This is a genomic window from Rhizobium quercicola, assembly GCF_021168455.1.
GTDB classification, from domain to species: domain Bacteria; phylum Pseudomonadota; class Alphaproteobacteria; order Rhizobiales; family Rhizobiaceae; genus Ferranicluibacter; species Ferranicluibacter quercicola.
Map to the genome: position 1 here is coordinate 205,777 of NZ_JAJOZR010000005.1, position 21,111 is coordinate 226,887.

The 21,111-nt window shown below is 67.7% G+C and carries 18 protein-coding genes and 1 riboswitch; of the genes, 2 read left to right on the forward strand and 16 right to left on the reverse strand.

The features are described 5' to 3' along the window. The 6 genes from LRX75_RS09450 to LRX75_RS09475 are packed head-to-tail and all read right to left on the reverse strand — an operon-like array spanning window position 1 to window position 5,775. A complete protein-coding gene (locus LRX75_RS09450) occupies window positions 1-1,824 on the reverse strand; it encodes a TRAP transporter large permease (protein WP_231813979.1) in 1,824 nt (607 codons plus the stop codon). A gap of 23 nt (window positions 1,825-1,847) precedes the next feature. Beyond that, on the reverse strand, window positions 1,848-2,648 hold the full coding sequence (thiD, locus tag LRX75_RS09455) for a bifunctional hydroxymethylpyrimidine kinase/phosphomethylpyrimidine kinase (protein ID WP_231813745.1): 801 nt from the start codon (window positions 2,646-2,648) through the stop codon (window positions 1,848-1,850). Beyond that, window positions 2,645-3,319 (reverse strand): thiamine phosphate synthase, encoded by a 675-nt coding sequence (gene thiE / locus LRX75_RS09460; RefSeq protein ID WP_231813747.1) that lies wholly within the window; start codon window positions 3,317-3,319, stop codon window positions 2,645-2,647. Before thiE ends, thiD begins: the two co-directional genes overlap by 4 nt. Further along, a complete protein-coding gene (locus tag LRX75_RS09465) occupies window positions 3,297-4,040 on the reverse strand; it encodes a hydroxyethylthiazole kinase (RefSeq protein WP_231813749.1) in 744 nt (247 codons plus the stop codon). Before LRX75_RS09465 ends, thiE begins: the two co-directional genes overlap by 23 nt. Further along, window positions 4,037-4,981, reverse strand: coding sequence for an ABC transporter substrate-binding protein (locus tag LRX75_RS09470; protein ID WP_231813751.1), 945 nt, complete (start codon window positions 4,979-4,981; stop codon window positions 4,037-4,039). Before LRX75_RS09470 ends, LRX75_RS09465 begins: the two co-directional genes overlap by 4 nt. Further along, a complete protein-coding gene (locus LRX75_RS09475) occupies window positions 4,978-5,775 on the reverse strand; it encodes an ABC transporter permease (protein ID WP_231813753.1) in 798 nt (265 codons plus the stop codon). Before LRX75_RS09475 ends, LRX75_RS09470 begins: the two co-directional genes overlap by 4 nt. Window positions 5,776-5,892: 117 nt before the next feature. Then, window positions 5,893-5,997: riboswitch (TPP riboswitch) on the reverse strand. Window positions 5,998-6,223: 226 nt separating this feature from the next. Between LRX75_RS09475 and LRX75_RS09480 the strand changes: the two genes are divergently transcribed. Beyond that, entirely contained in the window at window positions 6,224-7,030 is an 807-nt protein-coding gene (locus LRX75_RS09480; protein ID WP_231813755.1) for an inositol monophosphatase family protein, read from the forward strand. A gap of 6 nt (window positions 7,031-7,036) precedes the next feature. Here LRX75_RS09480 and LRX75_RS09485 read toward each other — a convergent pair whose 3' ends face one another. The 6 genes from LRX75_RS09485 to LRX75_RS09510 form a co-directional block, all read right to left on the reverse strand. Continuing rightward, entirely contained in the window at window positions 7,037-8,425 is a 1,389-nt protein-coding gene (locus LRX75_RS09485) for an amidase (protein ID WP_231813757.1), read from the reverse strand. A gap of 10 nt (window positions 8,426-8,435) precedes the next feature. After that, window positions 8,436-9,440 carry an ABC transporter ATP-binding protein gene (locus LRX75_RS09490; protein ID WP_231813759.1) on the reverse strand — a complete coding sequence of 335 codons (1,005 nt, stop codon included), beginning with the start codon at window positions 9,438-9,440 and terminating at the stop codon, window positions 8,436-8,438. After that, complete coding sequence (locus LRX75_RS09495) at window positions 9,437-10,417, reverse strand: ABC transporter ATP-binding protein (protein ID WP_231813761.1); 981 nt, start codon at window positions 10,415-10,417, stop codon at window positions 9,437-9,439. The genes LRX75_RS09490 and LRX75_RS09495 overlap by 4 nt, the downstream gene beginning before the upstream one ends. Next, entirely contained in the window at window positions 10,414-11,163 is a 750-nt protein-coding gene (locus LRX75_RS09500; RefSeq protein WP_231813981.1) for an ABC transporter permease, read from the reverse strand. The genes LRX75_RS09495 and LRX75_RS09500 overlap by 4 nt, the downstream gene beginning before the upstream one ends. A gap of 125 nt (window positions 11,164-11,288) precedes the next feature. After that, the gene (locus LRX75_RS09505) at window positions 11,289-12,236 is read right to left on the reverse strand and encodes an ABC transporter permease (RefSeq protein ID WP_231813763.1); all 948 of its coding nucleotides are present in this window, start codon (window positions 12,234-12,236) and stop codon (window positions 11,289-11,291) included. Window positions 12,237-12,930: 694 nt separating this feature from the next. Then, window positions 12,931-14,454 (reverse strand): ABC transporter substrate-binding protein, encoded by a 1,524-nt coding sequence (locus LRX75_RS09510; RefSeq protein ID WP_231813765.1) that lies wholly within the window; start codon window positions 14,452-14,454, stop codon window positions 12,931-12,933. 161 nt (window positions 14,455-14,615) lie between these two features. Between LRX75_RS09510 and LRX75_RS09515 the strand changes: the two genes are divergently transcribed. Continuing rightward, complete coding sequence (locus LRX75_RS09515; protein ID WP_231813767.1) at window positions 14,616-15,335, forward strand: YoaK family protein; 720 nt, start codon at window positions 14,616-14,618, stop codon at window positions 15,333-15,335. 18 nt (window positions 15,336-15,353) lie between these two features. Here the strand turns inward: LRX75_RS09515 and LRX75_RS09520 are convergent, their stop codons facing one another. The 4 genes from LRX75_RS09520 to LRX75_RS09535 all read right to left on the reverse strand — a co-directional run bounded on the left by LRX75_RS09520 (window position 15,354) and on the right by LRX75_RS09535 (window position 21,082). Continuing rightward, a complete protein-coding gene (locus LRX75_RS09520; RefSeq protein ID WP_231813769.1) occupies window positions 15,354-18,494 on the reverse strand; it encodes an efflux RND transporter permease subunit in 3,141 nt (1,046 codons plus the stop codon). A 9-nt stretch (window positions 18,495-18,503) separates the two neighbouring features. Next, window positions 18,504-19,772 (reverse strand): efflux RND transporter periplasmic adaptor subunit, encoded by a 1,269-nt coding sequence (locus LRX75_RS09525; protein ID WP_231813771.1) that lies wholly within the window; start codon window positions 19,770-19,772, stop codon window positions 18,504-18,506. Window positions 19,773-19,910: 138 nt separating this feature from the next. Beyond that, complete coding sequence (locus tag LRX75_RS09530) at window positions 19,911-20,657, reverse strand: SDR family oxidoreductase (RefSeq protein ID WP_231813773.1); 747 nt, start codon at window positions 20,655-20,657, stop codon at window positions 19,911-19,913. Next, window positions 20,654-21,082, reverse strand: coding sequence for an ester cyclase (locus tag LRX75_RS09535; RefSeq protein ID WP_231813775.1), 429 nt, complete (start codon window positions 21,080-21,082; stop codon window positions 20,654-20,656). Before LRX75_RS09535 ends, LRX75_RS09530 begins: the two co-directional genes overlap by 4 nt. Between the last annotated feature and the right edge of the window lie 29 nt (window positions 21,083-21,111).

Consider the following 21,111-nt stretch of genomic DNA (forward strand, 5'->3'; position numbering starts at 1 on the left):
TCATGGACGGAAGACGAGCGCGAGCGCGGACAGGATGAAAAGGGCGACGAGAAGCGCCCCGAGATAAGGAAGCACGGCCCGAAACAGGGCGGAGGCCGGCACGCCGGTAACGCCGGAGACGACATAGACGAGCAGGCCGAGCGGTGGCGTCAGCCCGTGGATCATCAGGTTGACGACGAGGATGACCCCGAAATGCACCGGATCGATGCCGGCAGCGACCGCCGCCGGCAGCAGCACGGGCCCGATGAGGAGGATCGCCGCACCGATGTCGAGGATCAGCCCCAGCGCCAGCAGGACGAGGTTGGAGAGCAGAAGCACCGCAAGCGCACTGCCCCCGAGCAGCGTCACGACGGACTGCATCACCCCGGCGATATCATCGACCGCGAGCAGAAAGGCGAAGGGCGCGGCTGTGCCGATCAGGAGCCCGATGGCCGACACCTCCACAGCAGCCTGCCGGAAGACGCCGAACAGGCCGGGAACGCCGCGCCGCGCCATCAGCGCGAGAAGGAGCGTATAGGCCGCCGCGAGCGCCGCGGCCTCTGTTGTCGTAACGACGCCGATGCGGATGCCGAAGACGACGATGAGCCCGAGCCCGAAGGCGGGAACGGCCGACAGCGCCGCACGCAACTGAACGTCGCGCCCGACGCGCGGCATGCGCCCGTGATCGCCGGCCGTAAGCGCGATGGCGACGGCAAGGCAGAGCGCCATCAGCCCGCCGGCGACGAAGCCGCCGGTCAGCAGCGCGCCGATCGACAGGTTGGTCGCGGCCGCGAGAAGCAGGAAGGCGATGGAGGGCGGGATGACGTTGTCGAGCACGGAGGTTGCCGCGACGATGGCCCCGGCCTGCGCCGGCGGATAGCCGTGGCGCACCAGCTCCGGCTGGAACGTCGCCGCCCCGAAGGCGGCGTTCGCGACCGACGAGCCGGACGCGCCCGAAAACAGCACCCCGGTCAGAAGCACCGTCTGGGCAAGGCCGGCGCGGCGGTGCCCGACGAGGCTTGCCGCGAACCGCACCAGCCTGTCGGCAGCACCCGATGCGGTCAGAAGCGCGCCGGTGAGCAGGAAGAACGGTACGGCGAGCAGCAGGAACTTGGACAGGCCGGCAACGGTCGTCGACAGGATCGCCGGCGCCGGCAGGCTGCTGCCGAAGGCGATCGCCACCGCGGCGGCGGCCAGAAACGCATGCGCCAGCGGCGCCGACAGGACAAGCCCCAGCCCGGCGACGAGCGCCATCCAGACGCTCGGCGGCCAGGACGTCTCGATGACCAAATGGCCCACGAGCAGATACACCGTCACGCCGAGCACCGGCCCGGCGAGCGCGCGCGCGATGTCCCCCTCGGCAATGCGGCAGAGAACCAGCCGCGCGAGAAGGGCCGCGCCGCCCAGCAGCGGAAGGCCGAAGCGCAGGGCTTCCGGCACGCCGAGCGTCGGCGACGTGCCCCCGACCATCTCCATGACGGCCCCGGCGCCGAAGACGAGCACGAGGCCGGCGAGCACCGAAACCCCGTCCGCCCCGATACCGGCAAGCCGCTGCGGCAGGGGCGGCAGGCGCGACACCAGAATATCGAGCCGCATGGCCAGCGGCCCGTTCAGGGCCAGAGGCGCACCGAGCGCGATGAGCGCGATGTGCAGCCAGATCCCCAGGTCCTCCGCGCCCATCAGCCCGGTCTTGAACCCATAGCGCAACACCACGCCGGCAAGCACCACGACGAGCATGGTCGCAAGAACGAGCCCGGCGAGCGAGCCGAGGAGACGGTCGAGCACGCGCAGCACGGCAGCGGCGACGCGCGCAGGCGCGCCGGCAGAACCGACGCCGGTCTCGATATCCCCTTGGCCCGGCGCGCCCGTCACGCCGTCCACCACCGGTAGAAATGGTGCACGGGGCCCCGACCCTTGCCGATCGCAACACCACGCCCCGCTTCCAGCGCCTGATGGAGATAGGTCTTCGACAGGCTGACGGCCTCGACCAGCGCGTAGCCGCGCGCAAGATGGGCGGTGATGGCCGCAGCGAGCGTGCAGCCCGTGCCGTGGTCGTTGCGCGTGGCGATGCGCGGTGCGGCGAAGGCCCGCACGCTCTCGCCATCGAACAGCAGGTCGATGCTCTCGGGCCCCTCGCCATGCCCGCCCTTGATCAACACGCTGGCCGCCCCGGCCTTCAGGATAGCCTCCGCCTGCCTGGTCACGGCGGCACGGTCCTGCGCGATCGGCAGCCCCGTCAGAAGTGCTGCCTCCGGCAGGTTCGGCGTCACGATCGCGGCCCGCGGCACCAGCACGCTCCGGAGCGCATCGATCGCCTCTTCCCGCAGCAGCCGGTCGCCCGATGTCGCGACCATGACGGGATCGAGCACGACGGGCTCGGAGAAGCCCTCGAGGCCGGCCGCGATCGTCTCGATGGTCTCGGCCCGCGACACCATGCCGATCTTCAGCGCCCGGACATCCATGTCGGCAAACACCGCCGCCATCTGCGCGGCGATCAGGCCGCAGGAGATATCCTCGACCGCCGTCACGCCCATCGTGTTTTGCGCCGTCACGGCGGTGATCACGCTGGTGGCAAAGGTCTCGAGTGCGGAAAACGTCTTGATGTCGGCCTGGATGCCGGCACCGCCGCCGCTATCGGAGCCGGCGATGGTGAGCGCGATCGCGGTCATGCCCTGCCCTCCAGCGCGGCATCCACCGCCGTGCGGAACGCGGTCGTCGCCCCGGCGATATCGCTCGCCCGGAAGATGGCCGAGATCACCGCCACGCCATCCGCACCGGCCGCGATCACGTCCGGCACGCGCGACAGGTCGATGCCGGCGATGGCGCTCACGGGCATGTCCGGCCGAAGGCGTCGGATCGTCCCGCGCAGCGCGCGCAATCCGTCCAGCCCGACCGGCGGGTCCGGATTGACCTTGGAGAGCGTCTCGAACACGCCGCCGATGCAGGCATAGTCGATCGGCGCACGACCTGCGCGCGCCGCATCGGCTGGCGTTTTCACCGTCAGCCCGATGATCGCGGCGTCGCCCAGCAACCGCCGCGCCGTCGGCGCGTCCATGTCGTCGGCCCCGAGATGCACGCCATCCGCACCCGCCGCCAGCGCCACGTCCACCCGGTCGTTGACGACGAAGGCCACGCCCGTGCCGGCAAGCGCCGCCCGGATGGCGACCGCGCGCTCGACCATGACGCGCGTGGATGCGGTCTTGTCGCGGTACTGGATCAGCGTTGCACCATGGCGGGCGGCAGCCAGCGCCAGCTCTGGCAGCGGCGCGATGTCCGCCAGCGATGCATCGACGATCGCGTTCAAACGGTCATCGACCTTAATCGTGTTCGGGATGGTCATGTCGGATCCTTGCAAGAGAAAGAATGTCGGTGTCGCCGACGGCTGCCAGCGCATCGAGGAAGGCGGCCGAGAACGTGCCGGGCCCGCGCGCATGGGGCGCCGCCCGTTCCGCCGCGACCCCGGTCACCGTCAGGGCGGCCGAGGCGGCCGCTAGCGCATCCGGCTCGACCGCGAGGAACGCGGCGATCACGCCGCCCGAGAGACAGCCGGTGCCGGTCACCTGCGCCATGAAGGGATGCCCGTTGCCGATCTCAACGGACGTTTTACCGAGTTGCAGCAGATCGACCGGGCCGGTGACGATCCGCAAGATCCCGGGCGTTTCGCCGATCAGCGCCATCTCGGCACGGTTGCCGCGCACCACGGTCGGCTGCAGCGCGATCAGCTCGCGTGCGAAGGCGAGCCGTGACGGCGAGTAATCGCAATGGACGGGATCGACGATCCACGGCTTGCCCTGTGCCCGGGCGACCGCAACGCCGAGACGGATCGCCTCGCGGCGCTCCGCATCGAGCGTTCCGAGATTGACGGTCAGCGCATCCGCGCGGCCGACGAAGCTTTCCACCTCCTCCAGCGATCCGGTCATCGAGGGCAAGCCCCCGATGACCGTGATGCCGTCGGCGGTGAACTTCTGCACCACGCTGTTCATGAGGCAATGCACGCGCGGCCGCGCCTGCCGCACCCGCGCCAGCATGTCCGCGACAGCCTGTGCCGTGATCGCGCTCATTTCAGCTCCACGGCGATATCGGAAACCTCGAGCGCCTTAGCGATCAGCCCCTCCTCCTGCATGAAGGCGCCGAAGCGGGCATAGCGGCCGGTATCGAGCGCAGCGGGACGCTTGGCGAAGCGCGGCAGCGTATCGAAGAAGGCGGTGCGGTTCAGTTCGTCGTTGAGGTTGGGATAGGCCTTGGCGAACAGCGCCCAGGCTTCGTCGGGATGGTTGGTGAGGAAGATGGAAGCCTCCTCGACCGCCGACAGGAAGCGCGGCAGCCGGGTATCGGTCACGAGATCGCGATGGGTGACGAAGACCAGCTCGTCATAGACCGGGATACCGTGCTCCTCCAGAAAGAAGGCGCGGCCGGGATGTCCCTCGAGCTTCATCTGCGTCAGTTCGAAATTGCGATAACCGCCGATCGTCGCATCGACCGCGCCCGAGATCAGCGACGGCGAGAGCGAGAAGTTGACGTTGACAAGCTCGACATCGTCCTTGCCGAGCCCTTCGGACGCCAGCATGCGCTGCAGCAGCACATCCTCGAAGCCGGAGACGGAATAGCCGACCTTCCGGCCTTTCAGGTCCTTCAGGCTCTTGATCGGCCCGTCCGCCAGCACCGTCACCGTGTTCAGTGGCGTCTCCACCAGCGTGCCGAAGCGCACGAGCGGCAGGCCCGCTTCATGGTCGCGATAGAGATTGGGCTGGTAGTGGATGCCGATATCCGCCTGCTTTGCCGCCACGAGTCGCGGCACGACGGAAGGGTCCGCCGGCGGCACCAGCGTGACATCGAGCCCCGCCTCGGCGAACAGGCCCTTCTCCTGCGCGACCACCAGGGGCGCATGGTCGGGATTGACGAACCATTCGAGCAGCACGGTCAGCGGGTCGGCGGCCTGCGCGGAGGTGGAGGCGAAAAGGCTGGACAGGCCAAGCATCGTCGCGACGAGAAGACGGATCATGCAGATCTCCGGGATGGGACGGGTTGAGAGGATCGATGTTCGGGATGAAGGCGATCGCCCTCCCGCGCCCAGGGCGCAAGGCGGGCGGTGAGGAGATCGACCAGCAGGCGCAGGAGCAGCGTCATGACGGCCAGCACGACCATGGCGGCGAAGACGGTGGCCGTCTGCATGCGGGCATTGGCCTGCACCATGACGAAGCCGAGACCGGCGGACGCACCGACCCACTCGCCGACGACGGCGCCGAGCGGCGCCAGCGGGGCGGCGACGCGCAGGCCGGAAACGAGGCTCGGCAGCGCCAGCGGCGCCCGCACCGACACGAGCGCCTGCCAGTGCGAGGCCTGCGTCAGGGACACGGCATCCACGATGTCCCGTTCCGTCCGGTTCAGCCCGTCGGCAAAGGCCGAGGCGACGGGAAAGAAGATGATGAGCACGGTCATGGCCACCTTCGAGGCCATGCCGAAGCCGAGCCAGACGACGAGGATCGGCGCGAGAACGAAGACCGGCAACGCCTGCAGGATGAGGATCGTCGGCCAGACGAACGGCCCGATGCGCGGGCTCGCCGCCAGCACGAACGCCGTGCCCGCACCGAGCGCCGCGCCCGCGACGAGCCCGATCAGGATTTCCGACAGCGTGACGAGGCTTTGGGACAAAAGAAACGCCGACTGCTCCCGAAATACCGCGGCGACAGCCAGCGGCGACGGCAGCAGATAGGCCGGCGGCGAAAACACGGCCGTGCCGGCCTGCCAGATGAGAACCAGCACGCCGAGCCCGAGTGCCGCGTGAAACGCGCGCATGCCTAGAGACCGGTATCGCGCGGCGGGGGAAACAGACGAACAGGCAACGGCATCGGCGATCTCCACACAAGGGCGACGGAGATCCGGGCGAAGCGGAGAAGAGAGAAAGGGCCGTGAGCGGACACCTGTTTCCGTTCCTACGCCGGTATGACCCGGATCAGGTTCAAGGGTCCAGGCTCAACGCCCATCTCAGCACCGTTCGGTGCCCCCCTCGGAAGTGCGCGGAAAATCCACGCTTTTGGCCCTCCTGTCAATCCATTTGACGCCTTTTCGCGAGGCTCACGTGACCGACCTCCGATTCCGCCCCGACGATGGTTGCCTCTAACGCCCTTATGCGAAAGCGAGAGTTTACCGAGCAGAACCACGCGCTTGCGCAGTGCACAAAAGCCGCGATAGAGACGACGGAGGCGACAGGGGCAGCGCCCGAGACGGAAGAGGGGTATCCGGCATGACGACGACGCAGACCCGGCTGGAAAAGGCCGTTGCGGTGATCGCGGACGCGATGGAGATGGCGCTCGGTTTCTTCGAGACCCGCGCGACGATCGCCACGGGCGCCAAAGGCTTTCAGGACTTCGTGACCGAGGCCGACACGAGCGTCGAGCATCTGGTGCGGGCGCGGCTGGCGGAAGCCTTTCCGGGCGAGGCCGTGGTCGGCGAGGAGATGGGCGGCACGGGTGGCGATGCCTACTGGATCATCGACCCGATCGACGGAACCGCGAACTTCCTGCGCGGCTCGCCGCTGTGGGGCATCTCGCTCGGCCACGTCACCCATGGCCGGCCCGATCTCGGCGTCGTCGCCATGCCGGTGTTCCGCGAGATCTACGCTGCCGCAGACGGCACCGGGCTGATGCGCAACGGCCAGCCCTTCACCCGCACCGTGCCGTTCGAGGATGTGCGCGTGATGTCGCTCGGCGACGCCTCGCCGAACGAGGCCGACGAGGTTGCGGCGCTGACGGTCGGCCTGCGCCATGCCGGCTGGGTCGTCCAGTCGATCCGCTCGACCTCCATCGGCCTGCTCTTTGCCGCGCGCGGCACCTATGACGGCCATCTGCAGATGTACACGACCCTGTGGGACATCGCCGGCGGTGCCGTGATCGCCCGCGAGGCCGGGCTGGAGGTGCGCATCGGCACCCGCCCCGGCACCGACATTCCCTGGATCGCCGCCGGCACGACGGCGCTCATCGCCGACACCGAACCGCTCTGGCCGCACATCGCCGTCAACCTCGAACGCCCCGATATCGTGGCCGCCGAGTAAAGCCGCTCAGCCCGGGCGCGGCCACCGGCGGATACCGCCCGTCAGGGTTTCGAACAGCTTCGAGAGTTTCAGCACCGTGAGATCCGCAAAACGTGGCCCCACGATCTGCAGGCCGATCGGCATGCCGGAGGCGGAAAAGCCGGCATTGATCGAGGCCGCCGGCTGTTCCGACATATTCCACGGCACGGTGAAGGCGATGTGTTCGAAGGGCCGTTCCGGATCGTTGGTCGGCGAGGCCCAGTCGGCCGGGTAGGACACGACCGGATTGGTGGGCGAGAGGACGGCGTCCACCGTCGAAAACAGCCTGGCCGCCGCCTTCCGCATCGCCATCGTCTGCCCGAAACCCGCGACGGCCTGCACGCCGGTGACGTCCGCCCCCCGCTCGGCCCAGGCATGGATATAGGGCAGGATCCTCGCCCGGCGTTCCACAGGCAGGCCGCGGATGTCGCCCCAGAACTTCGCCCGCCAGAAATCGTCGAGCCCATCCAGCATCGCCCGCGTCATCACAGGCCCGACCTCGATCACCTCGGCCCCTGCCGCCTCGAACTGCCGGGCGCCGGCGATCACCGCCGCCTTCACCTCCGGCTCGGCCTCGAGACCGCATCCGGCATCCAGCATCAGGCCGATCCGCAGGCCGCGGACGTCGATGTCGAGATCCATCCAGTCGATCGTGTTCGGCGGCAGGCTCGTGGCATCCCGCCCGTCCGGCCGCGACAGCGTGGCCATGGCAAAGGCCGCATCCTCGACCGTCCGCGTCATCGGCCCCGCGCAACGCCCGACATAATAGGGATCGATCGGGATACGGCCATTGCTCGGCTTGAAGCCGAACAGCCCCGTCCAGCCGGCCGGCAGGCGAACGGAGCCGCCGATATCCGTGCCGATATGCAGCGGTCCGTAGCCGGCGGCACCGGCCGCGGCCGCACCCGCGCTCGAGCCGCCGGGATTCATCGCCGTATTCCACGGATTGCGGCTCAAGGGGTGGAAGCTCGACAGACCGGAGGAGAGCATGCCGTAGTCGGGACAGGTGGTCTTGGCGAAGATCACCGCGCCGTCCTCCCGCATCCGCGCGGCAACAGGCGAATCCGCCTCCGCCGGCGTCAGAACCGTCGCCGCGGTGCCGAGCGGCACCGGCGTGCCCTTCGTCGCGATCAGTTCCTTCAGCGTCACGGGAATACCGTCGAGCGGCCCGAGCGGCGCGCCCTTCTGCCAGCGGGCGGTGGACGCCGCCGCCTGTGCCCGCGCGTCGTCCGGGTCGTAGGCATAAAGCGCCGCGACGGACGGCTCGAAGGCCGCAATCCGCGCCTCGACCGCCTGCCAGTATTCCGAAGGCGACAGCGTGCGGTCCGCGAAACGGGCGCGCAACTGCGGGATGGTGCTGTCGAGAAGGTCGGTCATATCGTCTCCATCATCCCGGTGTGGTCGTTTCCAGCAGCATTTCGGCGCGGTGGCAGGCCGTCTGCCGTTCGCCCATCTGCGGCCCGCCCGCAAGCGCGCGCAGCTCCGGCCGCTCGGTCGCACATCGCGCCACGGCGAGCGGACAGCGATTGCGAAAGCTGCAGCCGACCTCGGCATCGATCGGCGCCGCCACAAGGACGGGCGGTCGTTCCGGCCGGCCGAAGCGGGTCACATCCGGCTCGGCATCGGCCAGCAGCCTCGTATAGGGATGCAGCGGGCGGGCGAAAACGGCCTGTGCCGGACCGCTCTCCACCAGACGCCCGCGATACATCACGCCCACCCGGTCGGCCACGGCATCGACGACCGCGAGATTGTGGGTGATGAACAGGAACGTCACCCCGCGCCGATCGCGCAGGTCCATCAACAGGTTCAGCACCTGCGCCTGCACCGAGAGATCGAGCGCGGACACCGCCTCGTCAGCCACGACCAGCTTCGGCTCCGTGATCAGCGCGCGGGCAATCGCGATGCGCTGGCGCTGCCCGCCGGAAAACGCATGCGGATAGCGGTCCGCATGGTCGGGCGCGAGACCCACAGCCTCGAGCATCGCCGCCACCCGGTCGCGGCGCTCGGCCCGGCCCGGCGACCCCTCCAGCACATGCAGCGGCTCGGCCACGATGCGCCCGACCGTCTGGCGCGGATCGAGCGAGCCGAAAGGGTCCTGGAACACCATCTGAAAGTCGCGCCGCTTGCGCTTCAGGTCGCGCTGCGAAAGGCGGAAGAGATCCTCGCCGTCGAAATGAACGCTCCCGGAGGTCGGACGGTCGAGCGCCATGACCAGCCGGGCAAGCGTCGATTTCCCGCAGCCGGACTCGCCGACGATGCCGTGGATCGTGCCCGGCGCGACGGTCATGCTCAGTTCGGCGAGCGCCCGGGTCACGTGCTTGCCACCGAGCAGCCCGCCGCTTGCATAGTCGCGCGACAGCCTGCGGATATCGAGAAGCGGCGCCGGGCTCACGACGCGGCCGCCCCGTGTGCGCGGATGCAGCGGACGCCGCGGCCGGATGCGGGGCGCGTCCATGCCGGCTCGCCTGCATGGCAGGCGGGGATGACGTCGGGACAGCGGTCGGAAAAACAGCAGCCGGGCGGAAGCGCGGCAAAGGACGGCACCGTGCCGGGAATAGTGGCAAGCCTCCCGCCCTGCGCCTGCCGCCGCGGAACGGCGCGCAACAGCCCGCGCGTATAGGGGTTGAGCGGCGCCGTCAGCACATCGCGCGTCGCCCCCTCCTCCATGCGCCGGCCGGCATAGAGCACGAGGGTGCGGGCGCACATGCGGGCGATGACGCCGAGGTCGTGGCTGACGAGAATGAGCGCCATGCCGGCATCGCGGGTGAGATCGTCGAGGATATCCAGCACCTCGGCCTGCACCGTTACGTCGAGCGCGGTCGTCGGCTCGTCTGCGATCATCAGCGCGGGCTTCATGGCGAGCGCGATGGCGATGCCGACCCGCTGCCGCTGCCCGCCGGACAGCGCGTGCGGATAGGCGCGGGACAGCTGCGCCGCATCCGGCATGCGCACGCGGTCGAGCAGCGTGATCGCCTCGCGCCGCGCTGCCCGCCAGGACAGGCCCTCCTGGATCACCAGCCCCTCGGCGATCTGGTCCCCGACTGTCATGGCGGGATTGAGCGCCGTCAGCGGCTCCTGGAAGATCATGCCGATGCGGCGACCGCGCACAGAGCAGAGCGCATCCTCGTCCATCGCCAGAAGGTCGCGCCCCTCCAGCAGGATGCGGCCCGTCGCGTGCGCGACCGGGGGCAGAAGCCCCAGGACGGCAAGCGACAGCAGCGACTTTCCCGATCCGCTTTCGCCGACGATGCCGAGCGTCTCCCCAGCACGCAGCGTGATATCGATATCGGTCAGGATCGGCTGCCGCCCGCCGCCGGGACGGTCGATGGAGATGGCGAGATCTTCGATTTGAAGCAGCGGCGGCGTCATCGGCGACCCTTCTCGCGCGGGTCGAGCAGGTCGCGCAGGCCATCGCCGAGCATGTTGAAGCCGAACACCGTCAGCGCGATGGCAAGGCCGGGCAGGATGGCGAGCCACGGCGCGCGGCCGAGATAGGTCTGGGCGTCGGCGAGCATCCGCCCCCAGGTCGGCGCCGGCGGCGCCATGCCGAGACCGAGAAAGCTCAGGCCCGCCTCGGTGAGGATGGCAAGACCGAGCTGGATCGTCACCTGCACGATGATCTGATTGGCGATATTGGGTAGGACGTGATCGACCGTGATGCGGACACCGCCCTTGCCCGCGCCCCGCGCCGCCAGCACATAATCCCGCGACCAGACCTGCAGGGCGGCACTGGCCGTCACCCGCGCGAAGACCGGCACCATGAAGACCGCGATGGCGATGATGGCGGTCCGCCGGCCGGTGCCGAGCAGCGCGCCGAGCATCATGGCCGAGAGAATGGGCGGCAGCGCGAAGATCACGTCGTTCGCCCGCATCATGATCGCCTCGAACCAGCCGCGCCGCGCCGCGACGGTCACGCCAAGGAGTGTGCCGGCGAGCGCACCCATCGTGACCGCCAGCACCGCGATCGACAGGGAATTCCACGCGCCGACCATGAGCATGGAGGCGACGTCACGGCCGAGATGGTCGGTGCCGAGCAGGCCTTGCGCGAGCGGCGGTTTGAGCTTCTGCACGATCTGCAGCTTGCCCGGCGGCAGCGGCGTCCAGACGAGCGACATGAGGGCGACCGCGCCGATGAGGCCGATCAGCAGGCTTCCGATCAGGAGATTGCCCCGCGCCACCGCGCGCCTCAGCCGGTCACCGGATGGCGCGGCGCGGCGTGTATCGGAGGGCGAAGCCGCGCTCATGCGCGCTTCCGCAGGCGCGGATCGAGCGCGAGATAGGAGAGATCGACCAGGAAATTCATGACGATGACCAATGCCGCGAAGAACAGGACGACATCCTGCATGACGATGATGTCGCGCTGGGACAGAGCCTGCAAGGCGAGACGGCCGAGGCCCGGCAGGTTGAACACGTTTTCGACCAGCACCGCCCCGGCGATCAGGAAGGTGAACTGCAGGCCGAGAATGGTGACGACCGGCACCAGCGCATTCGGCACCGCATGCCGCCACAGGGCCGTGCGGCGCGGCAGGCCCTTGGCACGCGCGGTGCGCACGAAATCCTCGTTCATCACCTCGATGACCGCCGAGCGCGTGACCCGCGTGAGAACGCCCGCCTGCGGCAGAGCGAGCGCGATGGCCGGCAGCACCAGCGCGCCCAGCGCCGGCACGATCCCCGCCCGCCAGCCGGGAAAGCCGCCCGACGGCACCCAGCCGAGCGAGACGGAAAAGACCAGCACCAGCAGCAACCCCACCCAGAAGCCGGGAACCGCGATGAACATCTGCGACAGCAGGCCCGCGGCATAATCGACGGCACCGTTGCGCCGGGCGGCCGAGGCGACCCCGAGCGGAACGGCGATGGCGACCGAAAGGAGAATGGCGATGAAGGCGAGCGGAAGCGTTACCGCCAGCCGCTCGGCGATCAGCCCGGCCACGGGCACGCCATAGGTGTAGGACATGCCGAGATCGCCGGTCGCGACACCGCCGAGCCATGACAGGTAGCGCAGCACCAGCGGCTGATCGAGCCCCAGTTGCCGCCGCAACGCCTCCAGCGTCTCCGGCGTCGCCGACGTCCCCAGCATGATCGCTGCGGGATCGCCCGGCAGCACATCCATGACGAGAAAGATCAGCGCGGAGACGGCGAGGAGCGTCAGAAAGAGGCTCGCGACCCGCCGCAGCAGCAGGCCGGTCATAAGGTGGCCCGACACGGAACAAGGTGCAAGGATACAGTTGGCTCGATCCCGGCCGTTGCGCCTGTGGCCAGCCCCTCATCCGGCTGCCGCCACCTTCTCCCCATCGGGATGGGGCGAAGGGACCCGTGGCTCGTGCCCTCCACACCCTCGACCGATGCGCCTGCCACGCCCCCTCTCCCCGCAGGCGGGGAGAGGGGTAGGGTGAGGGGCCGCCGCGAAGCGCGAAGCATGGCGCAAGCCCGCCCCTCATCCGGCTGCCGCCACCTTCTCCCCATCGGGATAGGGAGAAGGCACCCGTGGCAAACGCCCTCCACACGCACGACGAAAGCGCCTGCCACGTCCCCTCTCCCCGCAGGCGGGGAGAGGGCTAGGGTGAGGGGCTGCCGCGAAGCGCGAAGCATGGCGCAAGCCCGCCCCTCATCCGGCTGCCGCCACCTTCTCCCCATCGGGATGGGGAGAAGGCACCCGTGGCAAACGCCCTCCACACCCTCGACCGATGCGCCTGCCACGTCCCCTCTCCCCGCAGGCGGGGAGAGGGTTAGGGTGAGGGGCCGCCACGACGCGCGGAGCCTGCCGCAAGCCCGCCCCTCATCCCGCTGCCGCGACCTTCTCCCCATCGAAATGGGGAGAAGGGACTTGAGGCGACGGCATCCCCTCGCCTCCACGGCCGCCATCAGGCAAGACACGCTCGCTCTCATTCCTCCCAATAGACCTCGCTCAGCACGTTGGACGGGATCGGTTCGTTTTCCCAGAGACCCTTGAGCTTGGCGTTCCACACGCCGAGCTTGGGCATGACGAACAGGAACAGGGCCGGCACGTCCTCGGCGAGGATCTTCTGTGCCTCCTGGTAGAGCGCATCCTGCTTGGCCGGGTCGGCTGTCGCTTCCACCTTGTCGATGATCTCAGAGAAGGCCGGGTTCTTGTAGTGGAAATAGTAGGGGTCGCGGGCGTAGATGTCGATGTCCATCGGCTCGGCATGGGCGACGATGGTCATGTCGTAGTCGCCGCCCTTGAAGACGTCCTGAACCCATTTGGCCGGAAATTCGGTGGGCTCGATGGTCATGGTCACGCCGATCTCGGCCAGCATGGCCTGCATCACCTCGGCGCTGCGCGGCGCATAGGCCATCTGCGGCGTCTTGATGGTGAAGGCAAAGCCGTCGGGATAGCCCGCTTCCGCCAGCAGCGCCTTGGCCTTCTCGACGTCATAGGGATGCTTGGCCGTGAGATCGATATAGCCGCGATCGTTCGGCGTGTAATGGCTGCCGATGGCCGTGCCGAGGCCGGACCAGGCGCCGTCGATCACGGTCTGCCGGTCGATCGCCATCATCAGCGCCTGCCGCACGCGCTTGTCGTCGAAGGGTTTGCGGGCATTGTTCATGCCGGCGACGACCTTCAGCTCGGTGTTGCCGATGACCGTCACGAGATCGGCCTTGTCCTTGAAGCTCTCCATCAGCTCGGGCGCGGCGAACTCGGGAAAGGCATCGACGCCGCCGGTGGTGATCGCCGCCGCCTGCGCCTGCGCGTCGGGGATGAAGCGGAAGGTCACGGCCTGAAGCCGCACCTTGACGGTCTTGTTCCAGTAGTTCGGGTTGGCGGCCAGCTCCACCCGGTCGCCCTTCGTCCAGCTGACGAAGGTGAAGGGGCCGGTGCCCACGGGCCTGGTCTTGTCGTCGGCCGCGCTCTTCGTGCCGACCATGACCGAGGCGGGCCAGCCGAGCCAGTAGAGAAGGCTTCCCTGCGGCTTCTTCAGCGTCAGCACCAGTGTCGTCTTGTCCGGCGTCGCGATCGTGTCGATCGCGGCGAAGAAGCGCTTCTGCCCGTTGGTCGAGTCCGGCCCGCGGGCGCGGTCGAGCGAGAATTTCGCCACCCCGCTGTCGAACGCCTCGCCGTCGTGGAAGGTCACGCCCTCCTGCAGCTTGAACGTATAGGTCAGCCCGTCCGGCGAGATCTCCCAGCTCTTGGCAAGCTGCGGCACGACCTTGCCCTCCCGGTCGATCGCCACCAGCCCCTCGAACACGTTCTGCCAGGTCACCTGCCCGATGGCGACGGGTGCGGCGACGGTGGGGTCCAGCCCCTGCGGCTCGATCGTCATGCCCAGAACCAGCGATGTCTTGGCGGCGAATGCGCCGTGGGAGGAGAAGAGAAGCGCCGTGGAAAGGGCTGCGCCACCGAGGATCGCGCGGATCCGTCGGGCTGTGCTCACGTCGAAACGCATCATGTCCGTCCCCCTGCCGAAGCCTGACCCAGGCCATCATGTCGGGAGTGTGTCAGCTTGAACGGCCCCGCACAACGGGAAAATGCCGCACCGCACGCTGGAGGTTGCACCCGCTCTGCGGCGTTGCCGCTTTCGCGCAAGGCGGTGGCGGCATAAGCTTCCGCATGCTGATTCATCAGGGCGCAGCCCGCAACGAACGTATCGACGTCTTTCTCGCCTTCTGGCTGGCCGGCATCGCCGGCGCGCTCAATGCCGCGGCCTTCTATGCCATCGGCTTCTTCGCCGCCAACATGACGGGCAACGTTTCGGCTTTGTCCGACCACGTCGCGACGCTCCAGGGGCGGGCAAGCCTGTTCTATCTGTCGATCGTGCTCGTCTTCATTCTGGGCTCGACGGTCTCATCGCTGATCATCAATGCCGGCCGCCGGCGGGGCATCGGCGGCATCTATGCCTGGTGCATCCTTCTGGAGGCGCTGCTGCTCGCCCCGCTCGGCCTCGCGGACCTTTTCGTGACGGCCCTGTGGCGTGTCGAAATCCTGATCCTCGGCCTCGCCTTTCTCATGGGGCTGCAGAATGCGACGGTGACGCGCATCTCCGATGCCCGCGTCCGCACCACGCACGTGTCCGGCATGGCGACCGATATCGGCATCGAGATCGCCGTGGCCATCGACATCCTGCGGGGGCGCGACGTGTCGGGCGAGGCGGCCGGCAACCGGGCGAAGCTGCGCCTGCACCTCTACACCATCCTCGCCTTCGGCAGCGGCGGCGTTGCCGGCGTGCTGGTCTACCAGTCGGTCGGCGGCGTGCTGCTTCTGGCGGCGAGCCTCCTGCTCCTCGTCATCGCCCTCGATGCGCTACGCCGCGCCCGCAAGGCGGGCCCCTGACCGGATAGACGGTCGCTCCTACTGCGCCGCCTCGGGGATGCCCGTTTCCGCGCGCGGCTTCGGCTGGCGCCCCTTGAAGATGCGGCGAACGGTGACGAACAGCAGCGGGATGAAGAAGATACCGATGAAGGTCGCCGCGATCATGCCGCCCATGACGCCGATGCCGATCGAGTTCTGCGCGCCGGAACCGGCACCACTCGCGGTTGCAAGCGGCGTCACCCCGAGGATGAAGGCGAGCGAGGTCATGAGGATCGGCCGCAGGCGCTGGCGTGCTGCCTCCACGGTGGCGGAGATCAGATCCTTGCCGCTGTTCTGCTGCTCGATCGCGAACTCCACGATCAGGATCGCATTCTTCGCCGCAAGCCCGATCGTGGTGAGCAGACCGACCTTGAAATAGACGTCGTTGGACTCCCCCATGACGGTCGCGGCCAGAAGCGCGCCAAAAATGCCGATCGGCACCGCCAGCATCACCGAGAACGGGATCGACCAGCTTTCATAAAGTGCGGCCAGCGCCAGGAACACGACGAGCGCGGAAATCAGATAGAGCTGAGTCGCCTGGCTGCCGGACAGACGCTCCTGCGCCGAAAGGCCGGTCCACTCATGCGCATAGCCGGCACCGACGCTCGACATGATCTTGTCGATCTCGTCCATCGCCACGCCGGAGCTGACGCCGCTGGCCGCAGCGCCCTGGATCTCCACGGCCGAGGCACCGTTGTAGCGCTCCAGACGCGGCGAGCCGAACGACCAGTCGCCGCTGGCAAAGGCCGAGAACGGCACCATGGCATTGTCGGAATTGCGCACGTACCAGCGATCGAAATCCTCCGGCTGCATGCGGAAGTCCTGGTCGCCCTGAACGTAGACGGGTTTGATGCGACCGCGGTCGATGAAGTCGTTGATGTAGCGCCCGCCCCAGGCGGTGGAGATGGTCGTGTCGATATCGGCAAGGCTGAGGTTGAGGGCGCTCGCCTTTTCCTGGTCGATGTTGACGGAATATTGCGTCTGGTCTTCCTGCCCGTTCGGTCGCGTGCCGGTCAGAAGCGGGTTCTTGCCGGCCTCCCCGAGCAGCTTGTTGCGCGTGGCGATCAGCGCCGCATGCCCCTCGCCGTTCACGTCCTGCAGATAGAAATCGAAGCCGCTCGAATTGCCGAAGCCCTGAATGGCGGGCGGGGCGAGCGCGAACGCGTTGCCGTCCTTGTACTTCGAGAACGTCTTCATCGCCCGGCCCGCGATGGCGCTGGCTCCGGCTTCCGCGGTGGTCCGTTCCTCGAACGGCTTGAGCTTGACGAAGGCGAGGCCCACATTCTGCCCGGCTCCGCCGAAGCCGAAGCCGACCGCGCCGAAGACGCCGGCGACATTGTCCTTTTCGTTCGTCAGATAGTAGTCGGTCACCTGCTTCAGCATCTTGACCGTGCGATCCTGCGTCGCGCCCGGCGGCATCTGCACGCTGGTGATCAGGATGCCCTGATCCTCTTCGGGAAGGAACGAGCTCGGCAGGCGGTTGAAGAGATAGCCGACCGCCGCGACGATGAGCGCGAAACCGACGAGGAAGACGAACGGCCGCCGGATCATGCCGGATACGCCGCGCTGGTAGCCATGGGTCGTGCGGTCGAAGCCGCGGTTGAAATATCCGGAAAGCCCCTTCTGCTTCGCCCCGTGCTTCGGCTTTTTAAGAATTGTCGCGCACAGCGCAGGCGTGAGGATCAGCGCCACGATGACCGACAGAATCATGGCGGACACGATGGTGATGGAGAACTGGCGGTAGATGATGCCGACCGAGCCGGAGAAAAACGCCATGGGGATGAACACGGCCGAGAGCACGGTGGCGATACCGACCAGCGCACCGGTGATCTCCTGCATCGACTTGATGGTCGCCTCGCGCGGGTCGAGCCCCTCCTCCTCCATCACGCGCTCGACGTTCTCGACGACGACGATCGCGTCGTCCACCAGCAGGCCGATGGCGAGCACCATGGCGAACATGGTCAGCGTGTTGATGGAATAGCCGAACAGCGACAGGACCCCGAACGTGCCGAGCAGCACGACCGGAACGGCAAGCGTCGGAATGATCGTCGCGCGCAGGCTCTGCAGGAAGACCAGCATGACCACGAAGACGAGGACGATCGCCTCGATCAGCGTCTTCACCACGTCCTCGATGGAGAGCTTGACGAAGGGTGTCGTGTCGTAGGGGTAGACGACCTCGACATTGGCCGGCAGCGTTTCCTTCAGGCTGTCGATCGCCGCGACGACCGCCTCGGCCGTATCCAGCGCATTGGCGTTGGAGGCGAGGTTGATGCCGAGGCCCGCGGCGTTCTTGCCGTTGTAGAGGCCCGAGGTATCGTAGCTTTCGGCGCCGAGCTCCACGCGGGCGATATCGTTCAGCCGCACCAGCGATCCGTCCGGCTGGCTCTTGATGATGATGTTTTCGAACTGCTCGGGCGTTTGCAGCCGGCTCTTCGCCGTAACGGTGGCGTTGAGCTGCTGGCCCTTGCGCTGCGGCAGGCCGCCGAGCTGGCCGGCAGACACCTGCGTGTTCTGCGCCTCGATGGCGCTCGCCACGTCGCTCGCCATCAGGCTGTACTTCACCAGCTTTTCCGGGTCGAGCCAGATGCGCATGGCATAGCCCGAGCCGAAGATGCGGGTATCCCCCACGCCGGCCACGCGCTTGATCGTGTCGTTCAGCGTGCTGTCGATATAGTCGGACAGGTCGAGCGAAGAGAGCCGGTTGTCGGTCGATACGAAGGCGACGACCATCAGGAAGCTGGAGGCGGACTTCGCGACCGTGATGCCGCTGGACTGCACCGACTGCGGCAGATTGCTCTCCACCAGCTGCAGCTTGTTCTGCACCTGCATCTGCGCGACATCGGGATCGGCATTGTTGGTGAAGGTGAGAGAGATAGACGCGGCCCCGGTCGCCTGCGAGGTCGAGGTCATGTAGTCGAGATTGTCGATGCCGGTCATGCCCTGCTCGATGACCTTGGTCACCGAGTTCTCGACCGTCTGCGCGTCCGCACCCGGATAGTTGGCGCTGATGCGAACGGTCGTCGGCGCGATCTGCGGATATTGCGAGATCGACAGTGTGGTGATGGCGAGAAGCCCCGCCAGCATGATGCAGATGGAGATGACCCAGGCGAAGATCGGCCTGTCGATGAAGAAACGCGACATGGGGCGACCTCAGTTCTTCGACGCGAGCGGAGCGGGCGCCTGCCCAGATGCCGCCGGCTCCGCGGCAGAGACATCCACGGGCTTCGCCGCCCCGCCGGTTTCCTTGGCGGCCTGTTCCAGCTCGCCGGTGGCATCGTTGACGATTACGTCCGACGTCGTCACCTCCTGCCCGGCCCGGACGCGCTGGTTGCCTTCCACGACCACCCGCGCGCCATCCTCGATGCCATCGGCCACCAGCCAGCTGTTGCCGATGCTGCGATCGACGTTAAGCACCCGCTCGTCCACCTTGCCGTCGGGCAGGACGAACTTCGCGGTCGCCTCGCCCTTGGTGTTGCGCGACACGGCCCGCTGCGGCACGAGGTAGCTGTTCTGGCGAATGCCCTCCTGGATCACGGCGCGGACATAGACGCCGGGCAGAAGCAGCTGCTCGGGATTGGGAAACTCCGCCCGGACGGTCACCGAACCTGTGGTCTCCTCGACCGCGGCATCGAGAAACTCGATCCGCCCGGTGCGATTGTAGTCGGAGCCGTCCTCGAGCTTCAGCGTCACGCTGACATTCGCGCCCGTCGTCTTCAGGCGCCCGTCCTCGATCGCCCGGCGCAGCTTCAAGAGGTTCGCGCTCGACTGCGTCACGTCCACATTGATCGGGTCGATCTGGCGGATCGTCGTCAGCGACGTCGTCTGGTCGGCCGTCACCAGCGCCCCGACCGTCACGGTGGACGCTCCGACCCGGCCACCGATCGGCGCGCGGATCTTGGTGTAGTCGAGATTGATGCGCGCGGTCTCGAGCGCGGCCTTGGCCGAGGCGACGTCGGCATTGGCCTGTGCCAGCGTGCCCAGCGCTTCGTCGAGATCCTGCTGGCTCACGGCATCGTTTCGGCTGAGGCCCCGATAGCGATCGACCCGCGCCTGCGCGCTCGGCACGGCGCCATTGGCCTTGGCGACGGCCGCCACCGCGCTGTCATAGGCGGCCTGATAGGTGGCGGGGTCGATCTCGTAGAGCACGTCCCCTTCCCGCACCGATCCGCCTTCCTGAAAATTCCGCTTGCGCACGATGCCGCCGACCTGCGGCCGGACCTCGGCGATGAGAGAGGCGGCCGTGCGCCCCGGCAGGAGCGCCGTGATGGCGACGGAGGTGGGATGCAGCGTCATGACGCTGACCTCGGGCTTTACCGCCGGCGCGTTGGCGGGCTTCTGCTCGGCATTCTCGCTGCATCCGGCAAGCGAGAGCAGCGCACCGAAAACGAGGGCGGGCGGGACGATGCGGAAATGGGGCACGGGGGAATCTCCGGAGGTGACGGAACGGACATAGGCCGCTGCGGCCGCTGGACACCCCCATGCATGCGGCAATCTTCGGCAGATCCGGTTATTTTTCACTTGCAGGCGCTCGCGCAGGCACAGCACCCGGTTCGGCCGTCACAGAGAGGCGGTGATGCCGCCATCCACGTAGAGAATATGGCCGTTGACGAACGAGGATGCAGCGGACGACAGGAACACGCAGGCGCCCACCAGTTCCTCCACCTGCCCCCATCGCCCCGCCGGCGTGCGCTTGCCGAGCCACGTCGAGAAGTCCGGGTCCGCGAGCAGCGCCGCATTCAGCGGCGTCTCGAAATAGCCGGGCGCGATCGCGTTGCATTGCAGCCCGTATCTGGCCCAGTCCGTCGCCATCCCCTTGGTCAGGTTCGCGACGGCCCCCTTCGTCGCGGTGTAGGGCGCGATCGACGGGCGGGCGAGCGCGCTCTGTACGCTGGCGATATTGACGATCTTGCCGGCGCCCCGGGCGATCATGTGCCGCGCCACGGCCTGCCCGACATGGAAGACACTGGCGATATTGGTCTGCAGCAGCCGCTCGAAGGCCTCCGGCGGAAAATCCTCAAGCGGCGCGCGATGCTGCATGCCCGCATTGTTGACGAGAATGTCGATGGGACCCGTCTCCGCCTCGAACGCGTCGATCGCGGCCCGAACCGCATGATGGTCGGTCACGTCGAAGAGAAGGCTCGTTGCGCCCGGAACTTCGGCGACCGCTGCCTCCAGCTTCGTCGCATCCCGCCCGTTGAGCACGACCTGCGCGCCCACTGCCTGCAAGCCGCGCGCCAGAGCGAGACCGATCCCCTGCGACGATCCGGTGATCAGGGCACGACGCCCGGTAAGGTCGAAGCTCATGTCTCGATCTCCCTTCGCAGAGGCGCCACACCACCCGGGATAAGCTGCGCCTCGATCGCCGCCTTGTCGATCACCGACCAGACATCCCGTATTCTGTCCGCGCGGTAGGTGTAGAAAACGTTTTCGGTAAACTGCACCCTCCGCCCGTTGACGGGCAGCCCGAGGAACGCGCCGACGGGCGTGCAATCGAACGAAAGCCGGCTGGCGATGACCGGCGGATCTTCGACCAGGAGGACGATTTGGAACGAGAGATCCGGGATCTCGCGGAAATCCTTCTCCAGCATGGCGCGATAGCCGGACAGGCCGATCTGCCGGCCGTTGTGGCAGACGTCCTCGCCGACGAAATCCGCCAGCGCCTCCCAGTCCTGCCGGTTGAGACAATCGATATAGTCGCGATACAGTCGGGAAAGCCCGGTGCCCGCCATGACAAATCTCCTCTTCGCCCCAGATAAGG